Below are 18,372 nucleotides of genomic sequence, written 5' to 3' on the forward strand. Positions count from 1 at the left end.
GTTAATAGCTTAATGCTACTTAATCTATGTTACTTTAATCCCATTAGCAAAAACCTATGTCACAGGTAGGGATTTATCCGATAGCCTAATCAATATTGAAATTGGGTTGTAGAGTCTCTCCATTTTTTATGCTTATGGGCGATCATCCCATTTCAGCTTTAATCAGTTTATTTTAGTCTGAACATTCACTGGGGATTGCTTACCTACTACAGAGCAGTAATGGTTAATTGTTAGTTTGAACACTCGACAATGCTTTGGTCATAAAATATTTACATCCAGTTTTTGGGTATGCTTGTTGGGTCCATTGCAATTGATAGCCGCGTGACTCATAGAAGGGCTTAGCCTGAAAGTTGAGGGTATCTAAAATGGCGTAAATGCAGCCGCGTTCTTTGGCTATGCGCTCAGCTTCTGCCAGTAGTTGACTACCGATTTGCTGACCGCGGAGTTGATCACTGACCCAGAAATTATCTAGCATCATCCAGTTACCAAAAGTACGAGCAGAAAGACCCGCGATAAGTTCACCTTGCTCATTTTCTAGTTTTAAGCCTAAAGGTAAGCGTTCACTCACTTCCCAATGTTGCCAGTTAAACTCGGCAATTTTTTGTTTAACGGCGTCGGCAAACTCATTTGAGTCATCGCGTGTAAATTCCATTGTCATATTGGTTCCAAATAGCGTTAATCGTTTATCAGGTTAGGACTAGTTTATCTTGGATAATCGTTTGATGATATTGGTGATGGAGAGGTGAATCAGGTACACTAGCGCCTTTGCGAACAACGAAAGAATTTAAAATGGACAGTTTATACCCCGCTATTAAGCACATTCATATGACGTTTATTGCCCTAAGTGTGCTGTTTTTCATTGTGCGTTTTGTATTGCACTTAAAACAGTCCCCTATCATGGACAAGAAGTTCGTTAAGATAGCGCCGCACGTTATCGATACTTTCCTTTTACTATCGGGTTTAACCTTGTGTTTCATCATTAAGCAGTATCCGTTTCAAGATGCTTGGCTTACCGAAAAGATCTTTGCCGTCGTCGCTTATATCTTCTTAGCGACCATCTCTTTAAAGGCGAATCGCAATAAATTATTTAAAGTTTTCGCTGCATTAGGGGCGATTGCCTGGATCGTTTATGCCGCAAAGATTGCGATGTTTAAACAAGCAATATTGATGAGTTAATGACACAAATGATCCTTAATGATGAACTCTCATTGCCAGAGAGCGCGTTTGACATTACAGAGTATTTAGGCTTTTCCAAAAAAGAAGTCGCTAAGTGGGCATGGTTGGAGTTGGCGGGTTCGGTGCTAAGCCAATATCTTGTCGATCGCAACGATAGGCTTAATGCCTTGATCAAGTGGTTTTATCAAGATTTAGGGTTCTGTGTTAGAGATTCTTACTTTAGTGTAGAAGCCGCTGATCTCGCTTGCTGTGTGACAAGTCGACAGGGTAATAGCACTACGTTATCGACATTGTTGATGTTACTGGCGAAACAGCTGGATTTGGTGTTAGAACCTTTACTCTTACCTGGTAATACCGTGCTTTGCAGTCGTATAGATAAGCAGGTGAGATATATCGATCCGTTAACGGGCAATGATATCACCAAGCATCAGCTACATGTGTTGGTTCGAGGGGAACTCGGTAATGGCGCGCCATTTAAGCCGCGTTACTTAAAGCCCGCAACGATTAAACGTCTACTGTCGCGCATGCTTCATGAACTCAAGGCTGGGGCAATTTTATCCCATAAGTTTGAGAGTGCTATGGAATGCTGCAATCTGTTATTACAATGGCACAGTGATGATTTAAACCTTAATCGTGAACGGGCTTTCATTGCGCAGCAATTGGGGTGTATCAGTGTGGCGGCGGCGGATTTACAGCATTTTGTCGACAATAGTCCCCATGATCCAGTAACCGAACTGGTCAAGTTACAGTTAAAAGAGCTCAATGAGGATCGAGAGGTCTATCATTAAATGCTTGCTAAACTGCCATAATAGCTGAGGTCGAGATACTTCAGCTTTTTTATGGTCATTTTGGGAGTCGCCATTGGCTTTTTGACGGCGTTAGGCACAATTTAATTATGCTCTAACCCTAGTGATGTTGTGACATGGCTTGAACTTTGATGCTGTGCTTAAGCGAAAACAAATCGTGCACTTTCATTGTAAAATGTTGGCTGGATAAACCGAGCCTTTTCGGCAGTTAATAACGACTCGTCTGATCGCTTTTTCACAACTCATTACGTTATGACAAAGCCAATGAAATACAAGCAACTAAAATAAACAACTACAACAAAATAGTTAATACAAAATAAATAGAACAAGATAACTAAAATAGAGTTACTAAGGGAGATGAAATGAGCGGTACAGCACTAGTCAGCAATGATGCCACGGGTCTAGGCCTATTAGCGGTAATATTGGGCTTCGTTTTTTATACCAATAGCAGCAGCCATCCATTTTGGGTAAAGTTTTATCGTTTTATTCCTGCACTACTACTGTGTTATTTCCTGCCCTCTTTGCTCAACTCATTCAATATTCTCGACGGTGATACCTCAAAGCTTTACTTTGTCGCCTCACGTTATCTATTGCCCGCTTGTTTAGTGCTTTTGATTTTAAGCGTCGATCTTAAGGCGATTATGAGCCTTGGTCCTAAGGCGCTCGTGATGTTTTTAACTGGCACAGTGGGGATAGTGATTGGTGGACCAATCGCCTTATTGATTATATCTACGATTAATCCTGATGTTCTTGGGGTGACTGGGCCTGATGCGGTGTGGCGCGGAATGACTACGCTTGCTGGCAGTTGGATTGGTGGTGGCGCGAATCAAGCGGCGATGAAAGAGATCTATGAAGCCGGTGGCAGTATTTTTTCTATCATGGTGACGGTAGATGTGATTGTTGCCAATATCTGGATGGCCGTGTTGCTGTTCATGGCATCTAAAGCCAAAGAGATCGATGCCAGAACTGGCGCCGATACTCGGGCGATTGAAACCTTAAAGCAAAAGGTTGAAAAGTATCATGCCGAGAACGCCCGTATTCCAAGTCTGCGTGATTTGATGATGATAGTGGCTGTCGGTTTTGGTATTACCGGCCTTGCGCACATGATTGCCGATTTCTTAGGGCCGTTTTTCGAAGCCAACTATCCTTGGACTCGCGATTACAGCTTAACCTCTAAGTTTTTCTGGTTAATTGTGACGGTAACCACTATCGGATTGGCGATGTCTTTTAGCCCTGTGCGTCATTTAGAAGCCGCTGGCGCCTCTAAAGTAGCTTCGGCCTTCCTGTATATCTTGGTTGCCACTATCGGCCTACATATGGATGTGTTTAAGTTATTTGACCCCGATAACCTTTGGTACTTCGCCATCGGTATTATTTGGATGATAGTGCACGCAGGCTTTATGTTGCTGGTGGCCAAGTTAATTAAAGCGCCGCTGTTTTACATGGCCGTGGGCAGTCAAGCGAATGTTGGTGGGGCCGCATCGGCTCCAGTAGTGGCAGCTGCGTTTCATCCTGCACTTGCACCAGTCGGTGTGTTATTGGCAGTGTTAGGCTATGCTGTAGGCACTTATATGGCTTGGTTATGTGGTCAGATCTTGCAAGTCGTCGCCGCTTAGCGTTTCGACTTGATACCTATTTGATTAATGCTAAGGCGAGGCCTTAGCTTCTTAAGAGAGAAGTAGCGATGAGTAATAAAACCATTAAGTTAGGTAGTATTGAGATAGCAAACGATAAACCGTTTGTCTTGTTTGGCGGTATGAATGTGCTTGAATCTCGCGATTTGGCCATGAAGATCGCAGAAACCTATGCCGAAGTTACTCAGAAATTGGGTATTCCTTATGTGTTTAAAGCCTCTTTTGATAAGGCTAATCGCTCGTCGGTAAACTCTTACCGTGGTCCTGGTATGGAAGAGGGGTTAAAGATTTTTCAAGAGATTAAGTCGACCTTCAACTTGCCGCTGATCACCGATGTTCATGAAACATATCAGTGTGCTCCAGTTGCCGAAGTGGTTGATATCATTCAGTTGCCGGCGTTCCTCGCTCGTCAAACGGATCTAGTCGTTGCCATGGCTAAAACTGGCGCCATTATTAACGTGAAAAAACCGCAGTTTTTAGCGCCCCATGAGATGCGTCATATCATCACCAAGTTTAATGAAGCCGGTAATGATGAGATTATCTTGTGTGAACGTGGTTCAAGCTTTGGTTATAACAACCTAGTGGTTGATATGCTCGGCATGGATGAGATGAAGCAATCAGGTTACCCGGTGATCTTTGATGCTACCCATGCATTGCAGCGTCCTGGCGGACGCAGTGATAGTGCTGGTGGACGCCGCGCTCAAGCAACTGAGCTTGCCCGCAGCGGTATGGCATTAGGTTTAGCTGGTCTGTTTATTGAGGCGCACCCAGATCCCGATAATGCGAAATGTGATGGGCCTTGTGCGCTGCCATTGCACCAGCTAGAGAACTACTTAGTGCAGATGAAAGCGATTGATGATTTGGTTAAATCATTCGATCCTATCGACACCAGTAAGTAAGCACTAAGTGTTACTGACTAAAGCCTCGCACATGCGAGGCTTTTTTGTATTTGAGTCGTAGTTAGAGAGGGGAGATTAGCTATGTTTTCACTATCCTGAGTTCAGCTTGGCTCGAGCAGAGGGTTATCCTTGAGTGCTATACATTGCAGTATTTCAATCTATGCTGGATTTCAATCAGTGCGACTAAGTGCAGTGATTAACTATAAAAAAAAGGCTAAGTTGATGAGACTTAGCCTTTGTCTAAAGGGAGTGATGAGTTAAGGGATTATTTTTTTAACGCGTGTTCCGCTGCGTGTTCACCTGCTCTTCGGCCAAATACAACCGTATCAGCAATGGCATTTCCACCAAGTCGGTTGAAGCCGTGTACACCACCGGTGACCTCACCAGCGGCGAATAGACCTGGTATTTTCCAGCTTTGCAGATTTAATACGTTAGAATCAGTGTCGATAGCGACGCCGCCCATGGTGTGATGAATACCAGGAGCAACTTTGACAGCATAAAAAGGAGCCTTAGTGAGATTCAACGGCATATCTTCACGACCAAAGGCGTCATCTTTACCATTTTTTTGGTACTTGTTATAAGCCGATACGGTCTGAGGTAGTTGATTCATGTCGGTGATCTTGGCCAATTCCTCAATAGTATTTGCTTTGCTTAACATGCCTAGGTGCTCATATCCGCGTACCATCTTTTTCTTTTCAACCAGCTGTTCATCAAATACTAACCAAGCGTATTTATCTTTCTGCTTTAGGATTGCGTCTGATGCGCGGTCACGCGTGGTTAACTCATTGATAAAGCGTTTACCATCGGTATTGACCATGATAGCGCCAACGCCGCGTACTGTTTCAGATATTAGGATGCGGCTATCTTTACCAATGGTTGGATGGGCCTGTACCCAATCAATATCGGTCATTGATGCACCAATCTCTTTGGCAAGCTTGATACCGTCTCCGGTAGCTGTCACATTGTTTGAGCTTGTCATATTAGCAAATGTTGGTCGGTACCATGAGATCATCTCCTTGTTCATACCGTAGCCACCCGTTGCTAATACAATTGAATCAGCAGCGATCATGTTGTAACCACTGTGACGGCCATGAACAACCACACCTGCCACCGATTTGTCATCGTTAAGTACGATTTTCTCCACACGCGAGTTAACGCGCACATCGATATTACGATCTACTGCCGCTTTGCGTAGAACATCGATAATATGTGGTCCAACAGAGGCGCCACCTGAAGGACGGTGAGTACGCTCGACTCTTGCACCGCCAGAACGTTTTAAGTCATCCATATTGGCGCCTAAAGATTCTAGCCATTTAACGGCATCCGCTGACTCTTCGGCTAAGATTTTTACCAATTTGGGGTCATTTTTGTAGCGACCACCTTTCATGGCATCTTCAGCGAACCATTCGACTTTATCTTCGATACCTTTTTTCTTTTGTTGAGGGGTTCCTACTGCGTTGATGCCTCCTGCTGCCAGCATAGAGTTACCACCCGTGTATGGTGCCTTTTCAAATAGGACAACTTTAGCACCATGCATTTTTGCCGATATTGCCGCGTTGAAGCCCGCAGAACCGCCGCCGACGACGATGACATCTAATGTTTCGACTGGCCCTTTATCAATGGCTTTTTGGATTTTGTCTTGGTTCCAACCCGCATCCCATTTTTTCTTTTCTTTGGTGTCTGCAAATGGCATATCTATTTCAAAGTTATGGCAATTATTACACGTTAGTTGGGGCTTTGAGTGCCCTGAGTGGCAGGAGGTGCAGTTAATATCACCAAGGTGAGAAGCATGTGGATCAAACTTTAGTTTTTCATTCGCCAACTCTTCATAGGATCCATGGCAAGAGCGGCATTGTTGATTTTCGTGGGTTTCGCTATCGCTCACCTTAATGGGTTTGCTATGGCAAGATTGACAGCTATCCATGTCGGCATGAAAGTTCGCCAAACTTTGATCCTTTGCTATTGCTACACCTGAGGTTAATAGCATGACAGCCATTACCGAGGCGATTTTATTTAATTTCATCTTCTACTCCATACACTCATTTTATTGTGTAGTTATTTTTTACTTTTCGGGGTAAGAGATTAATTAAATGGAGTCAATAAAAACAAGATCCTCATCAAGTTACTTAGTTGTGTCAGTTTTTATGAAACATGTTTAAGTTTTTCTTAACCATCTGCTTGTTTGTTTTTTGTGTGAGCTGGGTGCGGGTATTTCTATAAACTTATACGTAGCATTATTTATATCCTGTTTGCCTTGCCTATATGTGATTGCACATCAAACGGTTTGACAGATTTAAAAATGTTTAATAATGGTGGTGATTATGAATAATAAAAAGATATCAATTTGTGTTTTATCAGTGATGGCTTTAAGTAGTTTCTCTGTGATGGCTGAGCCTCCTAAGTTTTATGGGAAGTTGGATATTGCATTAACACATTCAGAAAATGGAACAACGACTCAAAACAAGAAGCAAGGAACAGTATTGGAAAATAACTTTTCTAATATAGGTGTTAAAGGTTCAGAAAAATTATCTTCTGATGTTAAGTTGCTATATAAAGTCGAAGTTGAAGTCGATAGTGCTACACAAGAAGCGACTGTTTTTAAAGCTAGAAATACATATTTAGGTATAAAGTCTGAACGTTTAGGGACTATTCTTGTTGGCCGAAATGATACTGTCATGAAGACATCTAAAGGCACTGCAGAGGCTTTTGCGTTAACGAATGCTGCATACAGTCGTATGATTGACGGCCAAGTGAGAAAGGCCGATGGTATAACCTATTATTCTCCAAAACTGGCCAATTTATTTACTTTAAATGCTACCTATTTAATGGATGATAATTATGAAGGGAACGATGAAACGCAATATGCGCTAAGTTTTTTGATGGGTGATAAGAAGTTTAAAACGTCAGATTATTACTTTGCGCTTGCCTATAATACTATCGGTGGTATTGATGCCTATCGTAGTGTTGGTCAAGTAAAGCTTGGTGATTTAGTTTTGTCTGGTTTATATCAAAATACCGAGAGTCAAAAAAATAGTGATAAAAGTGGTGGATCATATTTTTTTAGTGCGATTTATAGTATAGGTGATCTTAATTTAAAAGCGGAATATGGGAAAGATAATGCTGGCTTTGGTAAATTTTTAAAAAATAGTGTGTCGAGTGCAGACTACAAAAATGCAACAGACGTTGATATTGATTCAGTTACAGTTGGTGCTGATTATAATTTATCTAAGTCCATGAGGGTTTATGCACATTATGCAATATATTCTGGTGATTATCGTGTCAGTAATTCTTCACCTACAATTGAATTAGATGACGATAATATTGCTAGTATCGGTGTCCGTTATAATTTTTAGGGCTCAGACGTAGAAACTAGTAAGATCAGGTTTTCGTCATATTAGGCGTGTGTTGACTCTATATCGATGTCAATTTACGCCTTTACAGTATGTCAGATTAATTAAATTATTCTAACCGAGTTAACATTTACTGCAGTGAAATAGATATTGTCCTAACCTAATAAGGATTTTTATATATACTAGTTGTTAGCATCCTACTAAAGCGTTTTTTATGAGAATTACTTTAAAACAATTGTCGATATTTAAAGCTATCCATCATAGTGGGCAGATATCTAAAGCTGCTAAAGAACTACATATGTCTGTGCCAGCGGTGAGTATGGCGTTAAAAGAGTTGGAAAGCTGTCTAGGTAGTCGATTATTTGAGCGAAGTAGTAATGGCTTAGCAATCAATGATAATGGTAAAGTCATTCTACCTTATGCCAATGAGATGTTGTCAAAAGGAATGCAGCTAGAGCAGATATTAGCTGAAACATCTAATTGTATACGAGGAAGCCTGAGGGTCGGCAGCAGTAAAACCGCTGGTAACTATGTATTATCTCGTAAGATTCCATTATTTAAGAAAGAATTTCCGTCCGTAGAGATTAAATTAGTGATTGGTAACTCAATCACCATAGAGCAAATGGTAAGTGAAAAAGAGTTAGATCTTGGTTTTATTGATGCCAAATCTGGGAGTTCAAATCTCAAAAGCGAGCTGTGGTTGAAAGATAAAATATGTATTGTCACGGGTAAATCAAATTCTATTATCGGCGAGTCAATTACAGCGGACCGTTTATCAAAAGAGTTATGGGTGCTAGATGAAGCTGGCTCAATTTCGCGGATACGAGCAATTCAACTACTAAAAAGTGCCAAAATTAATATAGAGCAAGAGCTAACTATGACCACTATGGGGGCGATTAAGCGTGCTATTGGTACTGGTATTGGTTTAAGCGTATTGCCATGGATAGCGGTGGTAGAGGAGGTTGAACGTGGTGAGTTAGTGGAGTTAAAGCTACCTGGTTGGGAGCATCAACGCCATTACTGGTCTGTGGTTCGTGATAATGAGCCTATGGCAGAGTTGACGAGTAAGTTTTTAGCCTTTTGCAATAATGAAGCGATATCATAATTACCAGTGCAGGGCCGCTATTTGAATAAGGTGGCATTGCCGGAGAGATAGATTGGTCACTGCGGATCCCATTATTTTCGGTTTAGTTGTTGCGTTACTTGGTTTGATTTTTTATACCAGTAAACTAGCGCATCCATTTTGGCAAAGAATTTACAGATACATACCAGTGATGGTGATGTGTTATTTTCTACCGTCTTTATTTAACGCTTTTGGCTTAGTCGATAGCAGTGACAGCCAGCTTGCTACGATTGCATCCCGTTACCTCATGCCCGCCTGTTTGTGTCTACTCGTTATCAGTGTTGATCTTAAAGCCATTCGTAAACTTGGCCCCAAAATACTGTTGTTATTTTTTTCTGGTGGCTTTGGTGTGATTATTGGTGGGCCATTAGTGCTCTACCTGTTTACTATATTTGCACCAGAGGCTATAGCTTGGGATGGGGCTGATGCAGCGTGGCGAGGTATGGCTACACTGGCGGGCAATTGGGTCGGCGGTACCGCTAACCAGCTTGCGATGAAAGAAGTTTTTGCCGTTGGTGATGGTATCTTTTCAATTATGGTCACAGTTAATGTTGTGTTTTCAGCATTGTGGATGTCATTTTTACTCTATTGTGCCAATTATGATGAGTATATTGATAACAAGTTGGGAGCAGATCGCTCCGGATTAATCAAATTGCAGCAGTCTGTTAGCGCAACGGAAACTCAATCAGCTTTGATACCAGAGTTAAGGGATTATATGTTGATTTTCGCTGTTGCGTTTTCGGTGACAGGTCTAGGCCATGGTGTTGCTGATATCATGGTGCCATTTTTTGCTAGAGAATACCCCGCTTCCGCGAAGTTTAGTTTTACGTCCGAATTTTTTTGGATAGTCGTTGTTGTCACCTGCATTAGTGTTTTACTTTCTTATACTAAAGCCCGTCGATTAGAGCTAGTGGGGGCATCTAAAGTATCATCTGTTATGTTGTATTTTTTGATTGCAATTATGGGGCTGAAGATGGATATCAGTGCTATCGCAGATTTTCCTATTTACTTTATCATGGGCTTTATGTGGTTAGCGGTACATGCTGCATTTATCATAGTTGTCGGCGTATTGACGCGATCCCCCTTGGCCTATATGGCGATAGCGAGCCAGTGCAATTTAGGCGGCGCGGCATCATCTCCTATTGTAGCGGTTGCTTTTCATAAGGCGTTTGCGCCAGTGGCTGTGTTGTTATCAGTGCTGGGCTATGCGTTAGCGACATATATGGCGTGGATCTGTGGCGAATTATTAAGGCTCGTGGTGCCGGGCTGATTTAAATTTTTTAAAACTTCGTGGTTATATTTCTTTGTGATTTTTGATAATAGAATTCTGATCAAGTGCTTCCGCTTTGAGTTTTATTTATATTAACAATATTTCAAAAATTTAGTAATTTATAATATTGGTTTGCTGCATTTTTTGCATATGCCAATATAGGACTCTGCAATGGCATGGATATTTTTTACCTTACTTGCGGCATTTATGCAGGCATGGCGCAATGCGTTTCAGAGTCAGCTTAGCATTGACGTAAAAGTCGCTGGGGTCACGCTTGCGCGATTTATTTGGGCAAGTCCGATAGCAGCGATCTATCTTGCAGCTCTCTACTGGTGGCTACCTGTTGATAGTGCGCTCACCTTAGATATGCTCACTCTTAGTTTTTGGTGCTATGTCATTGGCGCATCCTTGATGCAGATCCTTGCAACCGCTTTGATGGTGCAACTATTTAAGATGCGTGATTTTGCCATTGGTGCAGGTCTAGCGAAGAGTGAGGCGATCGTTGCTGCCATATTGGGGGTATTGTTTTTTGGTACTCATTTGAGTTTATTGGGTTGGTTAGGGGTCACTATCGGCGCGGCGGCCGTGTTTATGATGAGTACCAATCAAGGCATTAAGAATCTATCTCCAGCAACCATGCTAATAGGGCTAAGTTGCGGTAGTGCCTTCGCCCTAACGTCTCTATGGATAAGGGAAGCGAGTTTGTGTTTAACGCTGCCATTTCCTCATCGGGCAGCCTGGGTTTTATTATGGGTTATTAGCATACAGACCTTGCTGTTGACCCTCTATCTATTGATTCGGGATAGGGAGACATTACTAGCTCTATGGCATAGACCGCGCTTAACTTTGTTAATTAGTGTTAGCAGTTGCTTTGGCTCTATAGGTTGGTTTAGCTCAATGTCGTTGCAGGCGGTACCCTATGTAAAAACCTTAGGTCAGATAGAGATATTTTTTACGATCCTGATCTCAGTCCTGTTTTTAAAGCAGGGAGTAAAAGTCAAAGATATGCTGGCATTAGTGTTGATCGCACTTGCTGCGGTACTAGTGATGTGGAGTTAGGACTGGCGCACTGTGATGAGTCGGACATAGGATGAGCCCCACATAAGGTAGGGATAGAAATAAGGCCCCTGAAACAAGAGGCCTTATGTCGATTTACACTCTAGGCGGTTTGGTACCTTGCGAGGATGTTTCCTAGGCTTTCAGAGGCCTGAGATAGCTGCACAACACCGTTAGAAGACTGGTGAGCAAGCTCTTTAATTGTATTCGCTTTTTGCCTAATTTCACTAAGTTCAGAGGCTATATCATTAGCAACAGCGCTTTGTTCTTCTGAGGACGCGGCTATTTGGAAGCTCATATCGATAACACTTTGAGATGATTCGTTGATTGAGCTGACATCTGTGCCAATTTCGGTGATCAGAGTTTGACTCGATTGCGCTTGCTTAACGGTATTTTGAGTGATGCTATCTATGTTGTTAGTCTCATGCTGCAGATTTTCAATCATGGCTTGGATCTCTACCGTTGCCGACTGTGTTCTGCTTGCAAGGGTACGAACTTCGTCGGCAACTACCGCAAAACCTCGGCCCATTTCACCCGCTCGCGCAGCCTCAATGGCGGCGTTCAAAGCTAGGAGATTGGTCTGCTCTGAGATAGCATTAATTGTGGTGATCACTTCGTTGATCTTGGTCGCGTTCACTTTCAAGGTGTTCACTGAATCAGACGTCTGTTCGATAAAGCGCGATAACTGCTCTATATCATCTATCGCTTTTTGCACTCGCTGGTAACTTTGGCGAATAGATTGTGAGTTTTGCTCTACTTGAGCCACCGAGTTATTTGAGATGCTAGAAACTTCAGAAGCCGATGCTGTCATCTCTTCCATTGCGGTTGCGACTGAATCGAGCGAGAGGTATTGCTGCTCTATCTGCTCTTCACTTTCACGGTTTTCTGCTGCGAATGATGATGCCGTGTTATGTAACGTGTTGGCATTGTCTTTTACCGTAACAACCAGTTCAGTCAGGGTGTCCATGGCATTATCGAGTGCACAACCTATGGTGCCAAACTCATCGCGGCCAGGATGAAATCCGAGTCGAGAGGTAAGGTCGCCCTTGGCGATATTTTCAGTGGTATTCCATAACACCCAAAGCGCACCGCCAATGAAAGTCGCTGTCCAGTATAGGATCACGGCAAATGGTAGCGCCCATAGGTAAGTGAGCAGCAGACTATAGAAAGCCGATTTTTTGGCGGCTTTTTCTTGAGAGCTGACACCTTGGCTGATGCTTAACATTTGGCCCGATTGGCTCTTGATCACTGCTGTTATCGTGTCATTTTTACGTGATGATTTACTGGCATTGCTATTTTGAATATTCAGCGTGGCGAACTTATCTGTTTGTCCAGTGCTTTCGATTGCACGAACCATACCCGTTAGTTGGCTTTCCAGATTGCTGAGCGATTGTTGTTCAATTTGCTCTATGTTGTCTTGATAGCGAAAAACGGCAATGCTAGTTAGCGCGATAAGGAAAGCGGCAAAGATCGCCCAAAACTTATCGTTTATCGACATTTTGATAAATAGTTTATCTATGGTGCGGAAATTCACTTCTCTCATAGTTGGTTCCAAATCGTTGTCAGGCGAAAGCTTAAAAGAATAGTAGAATAGATTATAAAGTTTAACACCAATTTAATAACGTATTTAGCATTTTTGTAATGACTTTTTAGTGGCTTGTATGTAATTTGACCAATATTTATGCTGCGAGTATCGAGTTGAATATAGTGGATCTAAACCTGTGCCCATTACTCGTCGCCCATGCCTCAATGATTAATCGCTGGTGTTATGTGTCAATATCGACTGACTTATAGCGAATTTTATTTGAACTCATTTGTTCAGCTTAATTATTTGGGGAGATCCTTGGGTTGCTGCCATGAAAGCTCTGTTGCAATATATTTAGCTGTATGGCTCACGAGTAACCCAAAGCTAGCCCCGGCGATAAGATCGCCCAGATAGTGATAATTCATCCCCAGTTGTCCTGCCAATGCAGCAATCAGTAGAGCAAACCAGAGAATCCCAAATCGCGGCAGATGGCGCCAAAAGGTCAGCGCTAAGGCAAAGGTAAATAGGGCATGCCCTGAGGGGAATGAGTTGTAAGATAGCCCCTCTGCGAAAGGATGAAATGCTTCGATACCGTCTGCAATCCATGACGGATTATGGCCTCCTGATGGCAGTTCAATCCAGCTCTCTGGCCAGGTTCTGCCAAATAGGTATTTAGTGGCGAGACGAGTAACGAATGCCAATGCAATTGTCATTAACAGTTCGATAGCGAGTGTGAGGTATTTTTGCCTAAAGGTTTGACTCATACAAGCTGCAATCACAAGGCCTGCGGTGAACTCCAATAGTACAGGGGTATAACTGAACCATTTAAGTATCTGCCGGCCGTAGGTTTGCTGATGCATTAACTCGGCGAGGTTACGATCGACAAAGAGGATGCTAAACAGGCACAGTAGAATTAACGAGCCATAGAGTAGTGCTAACCCTTTAAGGCTGCTATGGAAAACGCTTTTTATCATAGTCGGTTAAAACAGAAGGCAACTGAGGTCACCTTACTCTTTAGATAAATAAAACGCCACAGGTTTAGTATGGCGTTTTTATGTCGTCAGAAAAGCGTTAGAAGGGGCATGAGTTAGCTTCGTAGACTCTCGATAAGATAATTAAGGCTTGGGTTTTCTTCGAGACATTTGTCACTGGTGACATTGAAAGTCGGCGCGACAAGCCAGTTACGTTGGACCAATTCATCGATAAGATCTAGGTATTGTACACTGGTTTTACCGACCAGTAGATTACTCAAGCTGCGAGTCTTAGACAATGCAAGCATCTCTAAAAAGCCGCTGAGATAAAGATGATCTTTAGTAAATCCACCGCCGCGATAGACACGAGCCGCAGTCACAAAGGCATCACCTGGTTCCATACCGACGTCGTCGACGAGATAGCTGTGAGTAAGGTAAAAATCTTGCTCTTGTAACATGGAGTTAACGGCTAATACTCGACAGGCTAGGGTGTTGAGGCGTGCGTGAGCCATAAAGCCTGCATTGAGCTCAGCTAGTATCGCTAAGCCTTCTTGCGTATATGTGGCGCCAGGTAGCCCGAGTCGCAGCACCTTTAGTGGTTGCTGCTTGGCATTGAGCGTTGTGGCCATGTGCACGCCAAGTTCATGTTGAATTAGACGCTGCACCTCACTGTTATAAAACTCAGCATGGCTATTAATCGTCAGCTGTGGGGGCATTGAGCTCACCATTGCTCGGGCAACAATAGAGGTACTTAGACTGATTTTACACTGCATTCCCCATGAGTCTGCCTGTTGCTTCATCTGCTCACATGCGGCTTTGGCATCGAACTGTTCGCCACACTCTTCGGGGATCTCCTTGGCGTAAAGCAGGAACTTCGCGTTGTTTATCGCGCTGTTATCTGGGCGGCCGTAGTAGCGTAAGGAGTTATAAACAAACCCTTCCTGTCCGACGTTCGTTAGCATGTCGACCTGCTCGCCGAGCTTGTTAACTATATCACTATACATCTGCTTTAGAGCGGGATCAGAGATATTGTCTATCGGTAGGCGGTAGAGTTTATATTTAAACTCATTGGCATCTATCGGCAGCTGACGGTAGCGAAAGTTTGGCTTAAAGCGACTCGGTGCACAGAAAAAACGTTTGCGCTCAGCCACTAAATTAGTCGGGTTTACATATTTTAAGGTATTGACCTTCTGGGCTAAACGGAACAGGCTAGCGTCGATTTCGAGGACCGAGGATTCGACGGCGCTGGAGAGCATGTCGGCGCTACGGGTCTTGCTGCGACGATTGAGCTTACGTTGAAAATAAGCACTGGTGGCGCTAAACGCATTTTTCAGCCCAAGTTTTAGATCATCGAGTACGATAGGATAAACTTCGCCCGTTAGCTCATCCATGAACACTTTTTTTATCTCAATGGGCAGCACTAAGGTACGATCAAAATGCGCGTTAGTATGGGCGATAAGGTAACCTCGCCCTTCAAAGACGGCGTTGATCTTAGCATCGACTTCAATATTGGGCAGGGTGATGTTGCCGAGTTCACTTTGGAACTTTTTAACCACGTTCTCCCAACGTTCCATATCGATTTGTGCCGTCCCAATATTAAATACTGGGGCAGGCTTTTCGATGCGCTTGTAGTTGTATGAGTGCAAGTCAAATACGATAACGTTGCCAAACATGGACTCTAGCTTAGCGATAAGCGCTTCATAGAGAAGATAAAAGTCGTTATGTTTGGCTTGACTGATGCTGCGCTGTTTGGCACTCATCGTCTTGCGCCAGACCTGCTTCATCCAAGCCGATTTGTAGTAGGTACTAAGGCTCTTTGGGCGATTAAGATCATATTCAAACCGTGAATCAGTGCCGACCAGTGTAATGGGTTGTGAGGCGATGACTTCATCGGTATAGGGATCTTCTTCGAAATAGCGTTCTTCGGCGGTAAGTTGACCCAATCTGATCAGCTCATTTCTCAAGTTGTGGCCCGCATGGATTGCGGTGCACACTACCGGAAGATATTCCTCTATTTTGATAATACAGCCAGATGTTTCTAATTGACCCGAAAAAGCTTTGCCTTGCTTAATCAGGCCTAACATCTGCTCAAGACTATAAGTTTGCATCTTCTACCGCACGTCGATATGCACTCTTGCGTTGCATAAGTAAATCTTTAGAGTTAATGATGTTCTCTGCAAAATCAATCACTTGTTTTTGAAGTCTCACTCGGTTTAATTTATTAATACGGGTAATGCCACCAGGACTTAACACATTAACTTCAACGAGTTTGTTACCAATAACATCTAGGCCAGTAAAATAGAGACCGTCACGCACTAACTTAGGTCCAATTGCTGCGCAAAGCTCACGCTCTTCACGTGTTATGGTGTGTTTTACGACACTGCCACCGACATGCACATTAGAGCGAAACTCACCAGATGCGGGAACGCGTCTCATGGCACCGATAGGTTCGCCATTAAGCATAAGGATTCGTTTATCGCCTTCCTCTGCTCCTTCTATGTAATCTTGTAAGATCACGTAGTTACTTTGCTCATCGGCTCCAATATAGAAGTCTAACAATGAGCTGAAGTTTTGTCTGGCACTTTTTTCAATCACAATGACCCCGTGGCCACCAAAACCATTTAATGGTTTGAGGATCATCTTATCGCTGTCACTCTCTTCTAGCACTCGCTGAAGGTAGTCACGATTTTTTGATACGTGGGTAGTGGGGATATAACGACTGGCCGCACCGCTCATACTGGCGGTGTAAAGTTTATTATTGGCCACGCGTAATCCTTCGAGATCATTAATGATCAAGGTGTCTCCCTTGACGGAGTCGAGGAAGTTAAGTGCAAGGTTATCCAATGGGGGATTGGCACGCATAAAGATGCAATCAAATCCGGCCATAGGTAAACGCGCCTTATGAAACTCAACCGACCGATAAAAGCGCGGTATGTTATCGGGGATCTTAGTTCCTTTTTTGATGATTTGACAAAACCCGTAGACACTACTGTCTCGAATAGTTAACCCACTGGTGGTGGTGATAGCAACGGTATGACCGCGTTGCGCGCATTCATGAACTAGTCTTAGGGTGGTATCAGATTCTGGATCGATACGTTCCCACGGGTACATCAAAAAACAGATGTGCATTATTTAAGCAACCTCATCGTCGGGGTGTGATTCTACGTAACTGTATTCTTCAACACGCTTGTTCACAGTGCTATTTAGGGTGTGAAACTTTTTCGGCTCACGAGTGAGCTTAGTGTATTTTATCCATACATGTTCGAGTTTAGTATTGGCCTTATTAGGGTGTTTTAACACCTTAATAAAATGTTTTTCCTCTGCGGTTTCAGGATCTAATTCGCCTGACTCAAACGCGAGCATAGTATCGCCATATAGGCTTAATAGCTCCGCTTCAGACAAGGTGAATTCACCTGACTTGCTGAACCCTCTTGGAAAGTTTTTGTCATCAAAAAAACGCTTTTGACCAAAACGGAATGAATCTTCTGACATGGCAACCTCTAACTGTGATTTAAACGCTTTAACTACAGGGATATTCGATCGCGAAATTATGTTTTTTGCCCCCAAAAGAGAAACAAAATTTTTTTGTCGTCACCATCAGGATTAGTTGTTATTCTCTCGGTGAAATCGACAGAGAGTAAGTAATGGACGTAAAAGTATTTAAAACGTTTTTAGAAGTAGCACAAACACGTCATTTTGGTCGTGCTGCCGAAAACTTATATATAACCCAAGCTGCTGTAAGTGCAAGGATTAAGCAGTTGGAGTCTTTCTTTGATTCACCACTTTTTATCCGAGATCGTAATAGCATTAAATTAACGACCTCTGGTGAGCGATTAGTGGCTTATGCGGAGGTGATGGTTAACACCTTAGAGCAAGCTAAGAATGAGTTAGCGCTTGCAAACAATAAAGCACTGCAAATTACTATGGCTGGAACGCCGAATATTTGGGATGCCTATTTGCAACATTGCCTAAGTAAGGTCACCGAGGCTTTTGGCGGCTATGGCTTTTTAGCCGAGGCTTTAGGTCGTGAGCAGCTTAATCGTCAGCTTATTGAACGTACTATCGATATGGCATTTGCTTTTGACCCGCTCAAATCTGATGAGCTGGTATGTAAGCAGGTCGCAGATCTGGTATTGGTGTTGGTATCGACGTCTCCCTGTAGCCAAGAGCAAGCATTATCTGAGCATTATGTGTATGTCGATTGGGGCACCCGATTTGCGTCAGAGCACGCTGAGCGGCATTACCGTATTCCTCCTCCATATTTGAGAACCTCTACGGGGCGAATCGCACTGGACTTTATTCTCGATAAAGCGGGAGCGGCTTATTTACCGCTTTCGATGGTCGAGCCGTTTTTAAATGCTAAGCAGCTCTATCTAGTTGATGGCGTCGAAGCGTGGAACAGGCCTATTTACCTCTCTTATCGAAAAGACAGTGGCTCAATCGAGGCTATCACTAAGATCCAAGAGTTAGTAAAAGATATTCAGCCGCTGACGGCGTTAAGTCTTCAGCAAGCCAATTTGATGGATTAAGCATTTAATCCATATTGTCCCAGTAACAAGCAT

Annotated in this window: 16 protein-coding genes; 9 read left to right on the plus strand and 7 right to left on the minus strand. The window is 43.1% G+C overall.

The window, feature by feature from the left end:
- Positions 1 to 223 precede the first annotated feature (223 nt).
- Positions 224 to 658, minus strand: a complete 435-nt coding sequence (locus K0I73_RS04960) for a GNAT family N-acetyltransferase (RefSeq protein ID WP_220063405.1) — start codon at positions 656 to 658, stop codon at positions 224 to 226.
- A 131-nt stretch (positions 659 to 789) separates the two neighbouring features.
- Between K0I73_RS04960 and K0I73_RS04965 the strand changes: the two genes are divergently transcribed.
- The 4 genes from K0I73_RS04965 to kdsA all read left to right on the plus strand — a co-directional run bounded on the left by K0I73_RS04965 (position 790) and on the right by kdsA (position 4,515).
- Positions 790 to 1,176 carry a SirB2 family protein gene (locus K0I73_RS04965; protein ID WP_220063406.1) on the plus strand — a complete coding sequence of 129 codons (387 nt, stop codon included), beginning with the start codon at positions 790 to 792 and terminating at the stop codon, positions 1,174 to 1,176.
- Positions 1,176 to 1,964, plus strand: a complete 789-nt coding sequence (locus tag K0I73_RS04970; RefSeq protein WP_220063407.1) for a transglutaminase family protein — start codon at positions 1,176 to 1,178, stop codon at positions 1,962 to 1,964. The genes K0I73_RS04965 and K0I73_RS04970 overlap by 1 nt, the downstream gene beginning before the upstream one ends.
- A gap of 380 nt (positions 1,965 to 2,344) precedes the next feature.
- Complete coding sequence (locus K0I73_RS04975) at positions 2,345 to 3,598, plus strand: DUF819 family protein (protein ID WP_220063408.1); 1,254 nt, start codon at positions 2,345 to 2,347, stop codon at positions 3,596 to 3,598.
- Positions 3,599 to 3,666: 68 nt separating this feature from the next.
- Positions 3,667 to 4,515, plus strand: coding sequence for a 3-deoxy-8-phosphooctulonate synthase (gene kdsA / locus K0I73_RS04980; protein ID WP_220063409.1), 849 nt, complete (start codon positions 3,667 to 3,669; stop codon positions 4,513 to 4,515).
- Between the two features lie 265 nt (positions 4,516 to 4,780).
- Here the strand turns inward: kdsA and K0I73_RS04985 are convergent, their stop codons facing one another.
- On the minus strand, positions 4,781 to 6,538 hold the full coding sequence (locus K0I73_RS04985) for a flavocytochrome c (RefSeq protein ID WP_220063410.1): 1,758 nt from the start codon (positions 6,536 to 6,538) through the stop codon (positions 4,781 to 4,783).
- Between the two features lie 298 nt (positions 6,539 to 6,836).
- On the opposite strand from K0I73_RS04985, the gene K0I73_RS04990 reads away from it, so the two are divergent.
- The 4 genes from K0I73_RS04990 to K0I73_RS05005 all read left to right on the plus strand — a co-directional run bounded on the left by K0I73_RS04990 (position 6,837) and on the right by K0I73_RS05005 (position 11,317).
- Positions 6,837 to 7,868 carry a porin gene (locus K0I73_RS04990; protein WP_220063411.1) on the plus strand — a complete coding sequence of 344 codons (1,032 nt, stop codon included), beginning with the start codon at positions 6,837 to 6,839 and terminating at the stop codon, positions 7,866 to 7,868.
- 211 nt (positions 7,869 to 8,079) lie between these two features.
- On the plus strand, positions 8,080 to 8,970 hold the full coding sequence (locus K0I73_RS04995) for a LysR substrate-binding domain-containing protein (protein ID WP_220063412.1): 891 nt from the start codon (positions 8,080 to 8,082) through the stop codon (positions 8,968 to 8,970).
- Positions 8,971 to 9,022: 52 nt separating this feature from the next.
- Positions 9,023 to 10,258 (plus strand): DUF819 family protein, encoded by a 1,236-nt coding sequence (locus tag K0I73_RS05000; protein ID WP_220063413.1) that lies wholly within the window; start codon positions 9,023 to 9,025, stop codon positions 10,256 to 10,258.
- Positions 10,259 to 10,429: 171 nt separating this feature from the next.
- Positions 10,430 to 11,317, plus strand: a complete 888-nt coding sequence (locus K0I73_RS05005; protein ID WP_220063414.1) for a multidrug transporter — start codon at positions 10,430 to 10,432, stop codon at positions 11,315 to 11,317.
- A 100-nt stretch (positions 11,318 to 11,417) separates the two neighbouring features.
- Here K0I73_RS05005 and K0I73_RS05010 read toward each other — a convergent pair whose 3' ends face one another.
- From K0I73_RS05010 to K0I73_RS05030, 5 genes are all read right to left on the minus strand, one after another.
- Positions 11,418 to 12,857: a methyl-accepting chemotaxis protein gene (locus K0I73_RS05010; protein WP_220063415.1), complete on the minus strand. Its 1,440-nt coding sequence runs from the start codon at positions 12,855 to 12,857 to the stop codon at positions 11,418 to 11,420.
- A gap of 284 nt (positions 12,858 to 13,141) precedes the next feature.
- Positions 13,142 to 13,813 carry a phosphatase PAP2 family protein gene (locus K0I73_RS05015; protein WP_220063416.1) on the minus strand — a complete coding sequence of 224 codons (672 nt, stop codon included), beginning with the start codon at positions 13,811 to 13,813 and terminating at the stop codon, positions 13,142 to 13,144.
- A gap of 113 nt (positions 13,814 to 13,926) precedes the next feature.
- A complete protein-coding gene (locus tag K0I73_RS05020) occupies positions 13,927 to 15,918 on the minus strand; it encodes a flavohemoglobin expression-modulating QEGLA motif protein (RefSeq protein WP_220063417.1) in 1,992 nt (663 codons plus the stop codon).
- Complete coding sequence (gene gshB, locus K0I73_RS05025; RefSeq protein ID WP_220063418.1) at positions 15,905 to 16,939, minus strand: glutathione synthase; 1,035 nt, start codon at positions 16,937 to 16,939, stop codon at positions 15,905 to 15,907. The genes K0I73_RS05020 and gshB overlap by 14 nt, the downstream gene beginning before the upstream one ends.
- Before the next feature lie 3 nt (positions 16,940 to 16,942).
- Complete coding sequence (locus K0I73_RS05030) at positions 16,943 to 17,302, minus strand: MaoP family protein (protein ID WP_220063419.1); 360 nt, start codon at positions 17,300 to 17,302, stop codon at positions 16,943 to 16,945.
- A 152-nt stretch (positions 17,303 to 17,454) separates the two neighbouring features.
- Between K0I73_RS05030 and K0I73_RS05035 the strand changes: the two genes are divergently transcribed.
- Entirely contained in the window at positions 17,455 to 18,339 is an 885-nt protein-coding gene (locus K0I73_RS05035) for a LysR family transcriptional regulator (RefSeq protein WP_220063420.1), read from the plus strand.
- The last annotated feature ends 33 nt before the right edge of the window (positions 18,340 to 18,372 follow it).

The sequence above is a fragment of the Shewanella mesophila genome (assembly GCF_019457515.1).
Lineage (GTDB): Bacteria > Pseudomonadota > Gammaproteobacteria > Enterobacterales > Shewanellaceae > Shewanella > Shewanella mesophila.